Source organism: Thalassotalea castellviae (genome assembly GCF_031846185.1).
Taxonomy (GTDB): domain Bacteria; phylum Pseudomonadota; class Gammaproteobacteria; order Enterobacterales; family Alteromonadaceae; genus Thalassotalea_H; species Thalassotalea_H castellviae.
Window position 1 is genome coordinate 1 of record NZ_JAVRIF010000004.1, and the last position, 12,073, is coordinate 12,073.

General features: G+C 35.9%; 14 protein-coding genes. 9 read left to right on the forward strand and 5 right to left on the reverse strand.

The window, feature by feature from the left end:
* The first annotated feature begins 90 nt into the window (after positions 1–90).
* From RM573_RS08790 to RM573_RS08810, 5 genes are all read left to right on the forward strand, one after another.
* The gene (locus RM573_RS08790) at positions 91–693 is read left to right on the forward strand and encodes a hypothetical protein (protein WP_311580386.1); all 603 of its coding nucleotides are present in this window, start codon (positions 91–93) and stop codon (positions 691–693) included.
* Positions 694–775: 82 nt separating this feature from the next.
* Positions 776–1,207: a nuclear transport factor 2 family protein gene (locus RM573_RS08795; RefSeq protein ID WP_311580389.1), complete on the forward strand. Its 432-nt coding sequence runs from the start codon at positions 776–778 to the stop codon at positions 1,205–1,207.
* A gap of 34 nt (positions 1,208–1,241) precedes the next feature.
* Positions 1,242–1,727, forward strand: a complete 486-nt coding sequence (locus RM573_RS08800; RefSeq protein WP_311580393.1) for a GNAT family N-acetyltransferase — start codon at positions 1,242–1,244, stop codon at positions 1,725–1,727.
* A 206-nt stretch (positions 1,728–1,933) separates the two neighbouring features.
* Positions 1,934–2,716 (forward strand): substrate-binding periplasmic protein, encoded by a 783-nt coding sequence (locus RM573_RS08805; RefSeq protein ID WP_311580396.1) that lies wholly within the window; start codon positions 1,934–1,936, stop codon positions 2,714–2,716.
* A gap of 26 nt (positions 2,717–2,742) precedes the next feature.
* Positions 2,743–4,377, forward strand: coding sequence for a methyl-accepting chemotaxis protein (locus RM573_RS08810; RefSeq protein WP_311580399.1), 1,635 nt, complete (start codon positions 2,743–2,745; stop codon positions 4,375–4,377).
* A 127-nt stretch (positions 4,378–4,504) separates the two neighbouring features.
* Here the strand turns inward: RM573_RS08810 and ggt are convergent, their stop codons facing one another.
* The 4 genes from ggt to RM573_RS08830 form a co-directional block, all read right to left on the reverse strand.
* Complete coding sequence (gene ggt, locus RM573_RS08815; RefSeq protein ID WP_311580402.1) at positions 4,505–6,166, reverse strand: gamma-glutamyltransferase; 1,662 nt, start codon at positions 6,164–6,166, stop codon at positions 4,505–4,507.
* A gap of 308 nt (positions 6,167–6,474) precedes the next feature.
* Positions 6,475–6,597, reverse strand: a complete 123-nt coding sequence (locus RM573_RS08820; protein ID WP_349254883.1) for a tyrosine-type recombinase/integrase — start codon at positions 6,595–6,597, stop codon at positions 6,475–6,477.
* 124 nt (positions 6,598–6,721) lie between these two features.
* Positions 6,722–7,015: a type II toxin-antitoxin system RelE/ParE family toxin gene (locus RM573_RS08825; protein WP_311580404.1), complete on the reverse strand. Its 294-nt coding sequence runs from the start codon at positions 7,013–7,015 to the stop codon at positions 6,722–6,724.
* Positions 7,015–7,254 (reverse strand): type II toxin-antitoxin system ParD family antitoxin, encoded by a 240-nt coding sequence (locus RM573_RS08830; RefSeq protein ID WP_311580407.1) that lies wholly within the window; start codon positions 7,252–7,254, stop codon positions 7,015–7,017. Before RM573_RS08830 ends, RM573_RS08825 begins: the two co-directional genes overlap by 1 nt.
* Positions 7,255–7,442: 188 nt before the next feature.
* On the opposite strand from RM573_RS08830, the gene RM573_RS08835 reads away from it, so the two are divergent.
* Both RM573_RS08835 and RM573_RS08840 read left to right on the forward strand, forming a co-directional pair.
* A complete protein-coding gene (locus tag RM573_RS08835) occupies positions 7,443–8,600 on the forward strand; it encodes an acyltransferase family protein (protein ID WP_311580410.1) in 1,158 nt (385 codons plus the stop codon).
* Between the two features lie 67 nt (positions 8,601–8,667).
* The gene (locus tag RM573_RS08840) at positions 8,668–9,408 is read left to right on the forward strand and encodes a TlpA family protein disulfide reductase (protein WP_311580413.1); all 741 of its coding nucleotides are present in this window, start codon (positions 8,668–8,670) and stop codon (positions 9,406–9,408) included.
* A gap of 178 nt (positions 9,409–9,586) precedes the next feature.
* On the opposite strand, the gene RM573_RS08845 is transcribed toward RM573_RS08840, so the two are convergent.
* On the reverse strand, positions 9,587–10,492 hold the full coding sequence (locus RM573_RS08845) for a LysR substrate-binding domain-containing protein (protein WP_311580416.1): 906 nt from the start codon (positions 10,490–10,492) through the stop codon (positions 9,587–9,589).
* A gap of 126 nt (positions 10,493–10,618) precedes the next feature.
* Between RM573_RS08845 and RM573_RS08850 the strand changes: the two genes are divergently transcribed.
* Together RM573_RS08850 and RM573_RS08855 are read left to right on the forward strand one after the other, a co-directional pair.
* The gene (locus RM573_RS08850; protein WP_311580419.1) at positions 10,619–11,083 is read left to right on the forward strand and encodes a DoxX family protein; all 465 of its coding nucleotides are present in this window, start codon (positions 10,619–10,621) and stop codon (positions 11,081–11,083) included.
* 14 nt (positions 11,084–11,097) lie between these two features.
* The gene (locus RM573_RS08855; RefSeq protein WP_311580422.1) at positions 11,098–11,802 is read left to right on the forward strand and encodes a pirin family protein; all 705 of its coding nucleotides are present in this window, start codon (positions 11,098–11,100) and stop codon (positions 11,800–11,802) included.
* Positions 11,803–12,073: the final 271 nt, after the last annotated feature.

A 12,073-nucleotide genomic window follows, 5' to 3' on the forward strand; every position in this document is an offset into this window, starting at 1 on the left:
CTGTTCAAGCGGGACAAATTACAGTTGGCTGTTATTAGGGCATTAGCTGTTTATAGATATTAGTATTAATTTAAACTTAAAGGGAAAAAAATGAAAAAAATAATTTTATGTATTTTACTGACAGTACCTGCATTAGCTCAGGCTGGAATTCTTAGTTTTCTAGGTGACGTGTCAAGTATTTCTTCGGCAATGAATTCTGGTCAACAATCATATAGCCAAAGTGACTTGAAGGAAATAAATAGTTATTTATGGTGGTATGTTGAAAGAAATAAAAAATTAGATGGATATGAGTTTTTAGCTGAAGCTTTAGAGAAATCAAACGACGCAGGTTACTTGGATACTGCGGCGCAGGCATACTACATACATGGTCAAAAAGAAAAAGCTCTAGAGATATATGAAACTAGGGTTTTACCTACAGCTAGGGCTACTTGTCGTGGTTGCGAGAAATTTTATAAAAAAATGGTAGGTCTTAGTAGTAATCAAAAAGTTCCATACTCTAAAATATACAAAAAACAGCAAAAAGAGTTAGAAGCCTTACAAAAGCAAAAAGAACTTGAGGCTGTCAAAAATGCTGAAGTCAAATCTGAAGAATTCCCTATTAATCTTGCTATTTGGGGAATTTTAGCCACATTATTATTAAATCTGACTGTAAATACTATTGCACTTTTCAAATCAAAACAGCTAACAAGTTAATCAAACGTAAAAATGAAATCCCCCCGTTTTAGTCGACACCTCCTCATCACATTGAGGAGGCTAAAATACCAGAGGATAATGCATGAATAAATTTAGCGCTTTCGTATTAGTACTTTTACTGATATTAACACTCGATGGTCAAGCCAAAGAACAAATGCCTGATAACGTAAAAACCGTTGAGCAGTTCGTTGCTTTTTTTAATGCACAAGATAGTGGCGCTATGGCAAGTTTGGTTGTTGATGATATTGAATGGTTAAGTATCGTAGGCAACGAGGTTATCGTAGAAGCTAAAGGTAAGAATAATTTAATGGAGAGCATGAACGATTATTTTAAGTCTTGTTCAACATGTAAGTCTGAGCTTTCTGACATTGTATCTACCAAAAGCAGAGTAAGTGCGGTTGAGATTGCTAGTTGGCAAGGAAAAAACGGTCAAAAATCACAACGTGCTATCTCTGTATATGAATTTTCTGCTGGGCTGATAGCTCGCGTTTATTATTTTCCTGCAGAAAAATAAAAAAGAGATAACAGCCCACTCAATATGGCCTAATATGCACACCTATAAAGCAGCAACAATTGACGAGTCTGATTTACTCACCGCTTTAATGAGAAGAGCCAAAGCCCATTGGGGTTATCCACAAGAATGGCTGGATGAATGGAAAAAGGAATTAACCCTCTCTCCAAGTTACATAGCTGCAAACATCGTTGTAATTCTAGAAGCTGAGAAAAAGGCGATTGGCTTTTTTGGCCTTGAACTCAAAGACAACTTTGCCTACCTAAGCCATTTGTGGGTAGAGCCGCTTCATATAGGCAATGGGTTCGGTAAACTATTATTAGTAGAGTCCTGCAAAGCAGCCCTTAACCGCGGCTACTCAACAATAGAGCTGGTCGCAGACCCAAATGCAGAGAATTTTTATAAACTTTGTGGCGCAAAAAACATTGGCGAAGTTCACAGCGAAATTTTCGGTACACCAAGAGTATTACCTAAAATGCGGTTAACTTTAAACAGCATGAACAAATTGCTCAACAACACGTAAAACCACATGTCATAGCAGCTAAGCTTTAGCGACGTATAAGTTTGAAATGATTCCCCTTTATAGCTTTACTTTCAACTTTTTTAACTGAGCGGAAATTTCGCGAATCTCCTTACCTTAGACTACTCTATTGACTATAGATTAAATTTTTTCACCCATATCAAATTGTACAAAATATGAATTGAATATTTATATTTTAGGAGAACGTCATGACGCGATGGATATGCTTATTCTGTTTCTGTTTATACTCACCAATAAATTTTGCAAAAGACGTTAGAATTTTATCGGTTGATGAACCTCCCGCCAATTACCTGAATGAAAACAATAAACCAGAAGGTTATGCCGTTGATATCATTAACGCATTAAAAAAGCAGGTTGGTTCAAACAGTGAAATAGAATTTACCCCAGAAGCCAGAGCGATTAACTTGGCCAGAACTCAAGCAAATATTTTACTGTTCAGCATTTCAAGGACCGATTTTAGAGAGAGTGATTACCGTTGGATAGGGCCCATTTTCACAAAGAAGTGGGAAGTGTATGCATTAAAAAAATCAAATTTCATCATAAACAACTTTGATGATCTCAAAACACTTCCCATCATAGGTTTAGTCAGAGGTGATGTCAGAGAAGAATGGTTAATAAATAAAAAACTAACGAATTTACATTCAGTCACTCACCACCAACAAAATATTCAACGACTATTAATCGGTAGAGTTTCAGCCATTGTCTTTGAAAAATCAGGAATGAGCCAATTATTCAAAGCATTGCAACTTGATGAGACGGAAGTGGAGTCAATTTTCACGATCAAGGAAGCCCCTGTATACATAGCCATCTCTAAAAAAACACCTTTAAAGACATTTAACATCTGGCAGCGAGCGTTTAACAAAATAAAGCAAAATGGTCAGCTAAAAAAAATATCAACGCATTGGCAAAAAAAACTAAAGGATGATTTTAAGATAAAAAGCAAAATATCAAATCAACTGCTAACCTTTTAAATAATAATACGTAGAGGAATATATTGATGAATATGCATACTATTCGATTCCGATATACTGCATTATTTTGCAGTTTGGGCATTTGTTTAACTATTTTAGTTCTAATGAATAACAGCTTAGTTTCGACAACTGAAGACAGTCTCGTGCGCTTTGGTAGTAATTTTAATCCTGCTATTTCTGCCGTGATCAATGCTGATAGAGATTTATACCAAGCCAAAGTCGCTGAATTAAAAGTGTTAAATGAAGGTATTTCCTCAGGAAATATTGAGCAAAATTATGCCGATTATCAAGAAAATGCGAAACAAGCATTGGATCGTTTTAACAAATATAAGCAATTAATGTCTGATTATCCGGATGTGAACATTCAGCTAAAAGGCTTCGATGCAAGTTATAATCTTTGGCTTACAGAATCGAATCAAGTCTTTAGCTTAGTGAAAAACAATCAACTTTCGGCAGCCAAAGCACACGCAAATACAACTTCACAGAAAACCTTTGATGAATTACGTGAGTTCTATAATTTAGCGGGTGAGTTAGCCGATAAAAAAAGTACTTCAGTCAGCAAAGAAACTATTTCAACAGTGGATAGCAGCATTGTTATTTTATCCGTGATTAGCGGTATTATCATCATTTTAACCTTCGTGATCGGCATTGCCGCACCTAAAGCGATGGCTGATGCTTTACACGATTTATCAGAAAAATTAAAAGCGATTAATACTGGCGATGGGGACTTAACAAAACGTATTTGTTCGAAAAGAAAAGATGAAATAGGCCAAGTGGCCAATAATTTGGATGAATTTATCGACAGTTTAGCTAACTTAATTAAATCTATCGTTGACCAATCCTCTCAAGTGATCTCAGGGGTCAGTGAATTAGATGCTGGTGCAACAGAAATAAAAGAAACGAGTGAGCAGCAATTATTATCGGTCGAAATGATCGTCACCGCGGTAAACGAAATGTCATACGCCATTGCTGAAGTCGCTAAAAATGCTCAGTTAACCTCAACAGAAATCATGATGGTGAATAACTTAGCTCATGAAGGTACAGACATCACCTCTGAAGCGGTTAGTGAAATTCAAGGTCTATCAGTTACCGTTGAGGAAGCAACAGCGGTCATTGTAAAATTATCGGAAAATTCACAAAATATTGCTTCAGTATTAGATGTAATTAGGGGAATCGCTGAACAAACCAATTTGTTAGCACTCAATGCGGCTATTGAAGCGGCAAGAGCCGGAGAACAAGGCCGAGGATTTGCCGTTGTAGCCGATGAAGTGCGTACGCTAGCGAGTAGAACACAGCAATCAACAGAAGATATTCAAGTGATGATTGAAGCGTTAAAAACAGGAGTTGATAATGCGGTCACCGCAATTGGTAAAGGTAATGCAGCGACAAAAACCAGTGTAGAATTATCACAAAAAACCTTGGAAGCGTTAGAAAAAATATCAGAGGCTTCAAATAGAGTTTCTGATGTCGCGGCACAAACAGCTACCGCAACTGAAGAACAAAGCCAAGTTTCTGATGATGTCAGTAAAAACTTAACGGTGATGTCTGATCAAACCAAAGTGAACCATGAGGTTGCGGGTAAAAACAGTTACGCTTCAGAAACAACCATGCAGCTGGCAACAGCATTAAGTAACTCTGTTACTCGTTTTAAGCTTGAATAAAATCTTCAACATTGGCCCATAATGATTGCGTCAGCCCCTTCGTCAATAGTCCGATGATTAAAATTGCTGCAATAACTGCAATTAGCGTAAAAACTAACTGCAGTTATATTATTAACTTAATCAATAATTATTGACTATCGAACGTAAGTGAAACGCCTCTGCTGAATTCACCTTTTTCTGAAGCTGCACTAAGCTGCCCCTTTTTCTTGATGATCATTTGCACATCACCAAACACATCTTCTTTGGTTATATAGCCCATGTTTTGCAATGACTTTAATACATTATTTTCAATGCCGGGGTAGTACCAAATCTCATTTTTAGGCAGCAATTGATGATGAAATCTCGGCGCATTTACAGCCTCTTCTGCAGACATATCATATTCAACCACATTTAATATTGATTGATAAACCGACGATATTATCGTGGTGCCACCTGGCGATCCCGTGACTAATTCAACTCCGTTATTTTTCAGTAAAATGGTAGGAGACATAGAAGATAGCATGCGCTTATTTGGTTGAATCTCATTAGCCACACCACCAACAGCTCCAAAAATATTTGCCGCTCCGGGTTTCGCACTAAAGTCATCCATTTCATCGTTTAAAATAAAACCCGCGCCTTCAACCACCACACCACTGCCAAAGGTATAATTAATGGTGGTTGTGTTAGAAATCGCATTGCCCCATTGGTCAACAATAGAAAAATGCGTGGTATCTCGGCTTTCAATCAAGCCTGGTGCTATATCTTCAGTCGTCGATATGCTGTTCATAGAAATATCGCTTGTACGACTCTTTATATAATCACTTGCTAATAGTTGCTGAACAGGTACTTGATAAAAATCAGGATCGCCTAAATATTCTGCTCTATCTGCAAAAACACGTTTGCCAATTTCAGAAAGCAAATGCATGTAATTTTTAGAGTTATGTTCAATCTGTTTTTCTGCGCTGAGCAAATCGAACATACTTAACCATTGTAAAATAGCGATCCCGCCGGAACTTGGAGGTGGAGCCGTTATAACATCGTAGTCACGCCATTTCATTTGTAGTGGTTCTCGCCACTTTGATTGATAACTCGCTAAATCTTTTTCAGTAATAATACCGCCATTTTTTGCCATAAAATCACTGATAATTTTTGCGGTTTTTCCAAGGTAAAAGCCATCTCTCCCTGCTTTTGCAATTCTTTTCAGAGTTTGTGCCAGCTCAGGTTGCTTGAAGGTATCTCCGGCTTTTAAACCACCAAAATATGACGAAAAATTCACTTCAATATTTTTGTTTTTAAAACTCTTCACTCGCCAATCAATTGCTTTTGCTAAAGTAGAATGAACAATAAAACCATTTGAAGCTAAGTTAATTGCTGGCGCCAACAATGCTTGCCATGGTTTAGAGCCGTATTTTTTATGCGCCTGCCACATGCCTTCTACCGTGCCAGGAACTCCTGATGACAAAATGCTAAAAGTAGAGAGATGAGGAATAACGTTTTTATCGCTATCTAGATACATATCTCGATGAGCAGCCTTAGGTGCAACTTCTCGATAATCTAAAAAATCAGTTTTACCGTCTTTAAAAATCGTCATAAAGCCACCGCCACCAACATTACCCGCTTCCGGTAAAGTAACAGCCAAAACAAACTGCGCGGCAATAGCGGCATCGATAGCATTACCACCACTTATTAAAACGTCTTTAGCCACTTGAGCACTATAACTATCAGGCATGGCAACGGCGGATTGAGCGTGAACTTTATTGACATAAAAAAAGCAGAGCAGTAGAAAAATAAGTGTGGTTATTTTCTGCATAGTAATTCCCTGTATATGATTTCTGTTTATTGAATCTATCATGCGAACAAAAGAAAACCAGTTATTTATCTTAATGTGTAGTAACTCGTAATTTATTTGATACTTTAAATTTTGGATTTGATCTAATCGAATAAAAATTTAGGTCAACGAAGACACGAAATATGATGTAAGAACGTTAGGAGTTAAAGGCGTTAAAAATTAACTTTCTATCTCACCTTGAGGCAAAAAGCGCCATAGACTTTTGAGCAATGCGTTAAGATAAATGTCATTAGTCGGGCGTTCTCAAAGGTTAAGAAATTCAATTTTTATCAATTGGGCTCATTGTTCCTGATGAATACTGCACTATGACGTGTGTATATTTGAGTTATTCTTAAATCATTATGCCCCAATAACTCTTGTACTGTTCTTATATCAGCACCATTTAATAGCAACTGGGTCGCAAAACTGTGACGGATAACAAGTCACTTCAGCAAGACAAAAAACAACTGGTTTTAGCTCGTGCCTCGCTAATTTTAACCAACTATTTTATTGCCTCTGAATGAGGCGTAATTTTTCCTAGAGTGCGGAGTTAACATCCATACTTTTATGTAATATTCTCACGATAAATATTTGACTGTTTTTATACTCTTTGTAATAGATTACATGGCTAACTTGTGGGTATTTTCTGTAACCTTCTCTTATATAATCACAGTTAATACCTAACTCGGGATCATCAGCTAATAAATGGAAGGTGTTATCTAATACTTTTAAGTAATCATTCCGTTGAAGAACTCCCCAAGTAATTTGGGTATATCTAGCTATTTTAATTAAATCTGTTTTGGCTTTCGACGATAATACAAACCTATTCATTAATGGTTATCTTTATCTAATTCCGTCAATAAGCTTTCATAGCTATACTCAGCAACACCGCTTTGTTCGCCTTGGATTAACATATTACGTAAATTTAAAAGCTTAGCTTCTTGATCTTCTAAGGCTCTTAATCCTGCTCTAATGATTTCACTTGCTGAGCCATAACGACCAGTGTTAAGTTGTTGGTTTATAAACTGATCAAAATGATCGCCTAGTGTAACGCTTGTATTTTTAGCCATGATGTAAAACCTCAAAAGTACCTATATGTAAGATATTATGGTACAAAAAAGATAACAAGTCATTCAAAAGGACAAAAGACAGCTGGCTGTTTTCACTGCGTTCAACATTTTAGTCAACAATTTTTTGCTCTGTATTAGGGCGATATAAACCACACAGATTGTGGTATCTATTAAATTAAGGTTGTCAAATGGAATTGAAAAGCACTGTAAGATTTTCCGAGTTAGATTGGTTACGAGTGATATTGATTTTTGCCGTATTTCTTCATCATGTGTGCATGCCTTTTAATGGAGATAATTGGCATATTATGAATAACGATTCGAGCAAGGTGCTCGATGATATTATGGTGTATTTTGAACAATTTAGATTGCCAATCTTATTTTTCATTTCAGGTGTTGGCTCTGTTATCTTGCTATCAAAGGTAACGGTAGTGAAATTTTTCAAAGATAAATTTCTAAGGTTATTTATTCCTCTTTTGATCGGCTCTGTGCTAGTGATTCCTCCGCAAATTTACATGGAAAATATTGCTGAAATGCAATCATATTGGCGAGAGTATCCGGCTCTGGCATTAAAATTCGAAACGAATCACCTTTGGTTCATAGAGTATCTCTTGGTGTTTTTCTTACTTGCTATCCCGTTAAATAAATTATTTAACTCATCTTTAGGTACATCAATAATTAACTTTGTACAAAAATTGTCAAAACACAAAATTGGTCTGTATCTACTTGTTATATTATTAATAATAATAAAAATATACTTTTCGTTAACGTTTCCAAGTGACGATAAGAAGATAGAAAATCTATCTTCTTCAGCTTTCTATTTTTTCTTTTTTATTACAGGTATGCTTTTTGTTCGCAGCAAGGTTATCTGGCAAGCAATATATGAGCAACGATTTTATAATTTACTGTTGTTAGTATTGAGTACGACACTTTTTTATTCATATTACTATTCCCCTGACTTGAGCGAATACTTATCACTGGATATGCGTTGGTCTATTTGGTGGTTGGTTTGTTGTTTAGTGGCATGGTCTGCATTTTTAACTATTCTAGGTTATGCGCAATTCTATTTTACAAAAACACCAAAATGGGTAAGCCTTAGTAACGAGTTAATTTATCCTTTTTACATTTTTCATCAAACTGTAATTGTGGTGATAGGCTACTATGTCATTGCATGGCAAGGACCAATATTGTTAAAAATTATTTTTCTTTTCGTTTCATCATTTTTAGTTACTAGCGCAATTTGTTGGTTTATTATTAAACCATCTAATTTTTTAAGGTTTTTGTTTGGTTTAAAGCCTAAAAATAATATTGTGTCAGTGGCTTATAACAAGTCAATTAATCAGGACTAGAAACAGTTGGCTGATTTTGTTCCTCAACATTTTAGCCAACAATTTTTTGCCCATATTAGGGCGTTATATGGAAATAGGAAGATCAATGAAGTTCATTACTCAATTAATACTCGTGGTAATTTTTTATTCGAGTTCCACGTTTGCTGAGAACAATCCTGAGTTAGAGAGTTTAAAAAGTCTCGCTGATATGATTGGGGTTGATGTTAAATCACTCCAATTTCAAGATGATGCAAAAAATGAAATTACAGCCAAAGAGTTCAATTTATTAGTAGGTAACAATCGTAGTTTTGACATAGTTAAAATTTCTGGCGAGATAACTTTGGTCATTAACCCGATGAAATCTAATGAGCCTACACCGAAAAATGAACAAGAAGAAAATGTGGCGGTTTCAACTAAAAGCTTTCCTGACTTCAACTTAGCTTCAACATCAGGAAAAAAACTAACACTTAAAAACTTTCAAGGTAAACCAACATTTTTAAGCTTTTATTACTCAACATGTATACCTTGTATTCAAGAAGTCCCAGTATTAAACAAACTTAAACGTGCTTTGAGTAAACAGGTTAACTTTATAGCCGTAACCTATGAAGATTTGGATGTGGTATTAGATTTTTCAAAAAAATATAATTTCGAATGGGATTCGATGATTGAGGCTGAAAAGCTTGTTAATAAAATTGGTATACCTGCATATCCTGCTTTCGTTTTACTAAATAAAAATGGAACACCAATTAATGTTCTTATCGGCAATGTAAATCATAATACTGTTGATGCACTAACAAAGTGGATTAAAGAAAGTGGCGTTTCCATATAACAAATCACTCAAAAGGACAACTTTAGGGTCTGTGAACTAACGTTTATAATTAAAAGCTAGTTTTGGCTTATGGCTGTTAATAGAACTAAAGACAAACCGGTAGTTAACGTCAGTCGATAGCATTAAGTTGTTGGTTTAAGTGAAGCACTCGCTTTGAATTTGCAAAGTCAGGTTTAAACTAATTCACTTTATGCGACAAAAAATCGATTAGCTTTTTTAGCCCTTTGCCTTTATTGGTGATTTTCCACGCCATAAATAAATCTTGTTTAGCGGTTTTTTCTAGCGTCTCAATAACAATCAGCTGTCCTTTATCAAGGTATTGCTGAACCAAATTTTTTGGTAAATAACCAATGCCAATGCCAGCAATAATCGCTGCAATTTTTTGCGCAACCGTGCTCACATAGAAATGCTGACTGCCTTCGATCATATTAATTGACCAAGGTATTTCATGTTGTGATGAATCATGTACAACCACATTGCGAAAGTTCATCAGTTCACTTTGTGGCATTGCTTGGTGTTCACTGAGTATTTTTTCAGCCACTTCATGGTTAGCGCTCGCCACTAATACGTTGGATATTTCCGCCATTTTTATTGCTCTGATGCCTTTTTGATTAGGAACAGGTGAAGGCGCCCCAATCACTAAATCAACCCTGTCATCAACAAGTGCTTCCCATGTTCCATTCATGACTTCTTCTTGTACATCAATTTCAATATTCTGATATTCAACTAGAAACCTTTGAATGCCATTAAAAATAGCTTTGATATCAATGATTGAATCGCACGCTATGCGTATTTTGGGCTCCCAACCATTAGCGATTGTTTGTGTTTGCTCTGATAAGCTATTCATTGCATATAACATTTTTCGGCCTTCCGTTAATAAATGTTTACCTGCTGGCGTGAGCACCGCACGCCTTCCTTGTCGTTGAAATACAGTTACATTTAACTGTTCTTCTAATTTTTGGACAATATATGACAATGCCGACGGAACCTTACCTAACTGCTCAGCAGCAGCGGCATAACTCCCTCGGTGCTCTATCGCATCTAATACTAATAACGCTTCAATGGTGATCGCAGGTGAATTCATCGTTGGTTGCCGCCTAAATGTTCAATATTTTTGAATAAACTAAACAAATTTTAGTACTTATTCATTGCTTAATCAAAATATAGAATAGCTCCATCTTAAACATTTAAATAAATTAAGGAATTAAACATGACAATTTCAACGACTTTTAAAAACATCACAAAAACTGAACAAACTTTAGCAGCATTACCTTTACGATTAATAGCGGGAATTGTTTTTACGGCACATGGTGCACAAAAATTATTTGCTTGGTTTGGAGGTTATGGCTTAGATGGTACAGGACAATGGATGGAATCTATTGGTCTAACTCCTGGTTACTTAATGGCGTTAATGGCTGGCGGTGTAGAATTTTTTGGAGGCTTACTACTCATTATTGGTTTACTCACCCGACCTACAAGCTTAGCGCTCGCATTCACTATGATTGTTGCTATTTTTAGCGTTCATTTTAGTAATGGTTTATTTATGAGCAATAATGGTTACGAATTTGGCTTAACACTACTTGCAATATCATTGGCTTTATTGATTCAAGGTGGCGGTAAATATTCATTGGATAATCAGTTATTCAATCAAGAATCGGCCAAAACAACAAGCTAAGGTAAGGAAAAATTATGATCAAACATTATCCCTATAGCCAATTAGGTAGTGCTAACCATGGTTGGCTTAAATCTAAGTTTCATTTTAGTTTTGCTAATTATTATAACCCTGCTCGTATGGGGTTCGGAAAATTGCGTGTTATTAATGACGATTGGATTGCGCCAAAAACTGGGTTTCCTTTACACCCGCATAAAAACATGGAAATTATCAGCATTCTTAGAACGGGTGCAATTACCCATCAAGATAATGTTGGCAATAAAGGTGTCACGAAAGCTGGAGAGGTTCAAGTGATGAGCGCAGGTTCAGGTATTTCACATTCTGAATATAACTTGACCAAACAGCCATTAACCTTATTTCAGATTTGGATTGAAACCAATACGTTAGATGTTAAACCACGTTGGGAAACTAAAAAGTTTCCATCGCAACCGGCTACAGAACTAACGTTATTGGCATCGGGTTATCAAGAAGATAAAAACGATGCGCTTTTCATCAATCAACACGCACGTATTTACGGCGGAAAATTAGCAAAAGGTGCGATAATTGAGCATGACATACAACATCAAGCTTATATTCTAGCGTCTGAAGGTATGTTTAAGGTGGAAGACAATACAAGTAACTTAACGATGAATAAAGGTGATGGCGCCGAGATAACTCAGGAAAGCTCAGTAAGGCTTCGCGCATTAACTGACTGTGAAATCATCATTATTGATTGTATTTAATACATCATCACATCATGAGGTTCGAAAATTAGTTTTTATAAACAAATAATCATGCTCTCAAGTCATTTTCTGAGGTAAGAGCATGATTATTTCTCTGCAGAGGTTATGTATTCATGAGTTCATCACTGTTTATTATTACTAACGATTCGATTTATTGAACCAAAATGGTGCACTATATTTCATTTTTACGTATATGGTTATAGTTAACTAGCTGTTATTAATATAGTTTTTAAGTGGTTCGCATCTTGCTTAGTGTCAACTACCGCGTATT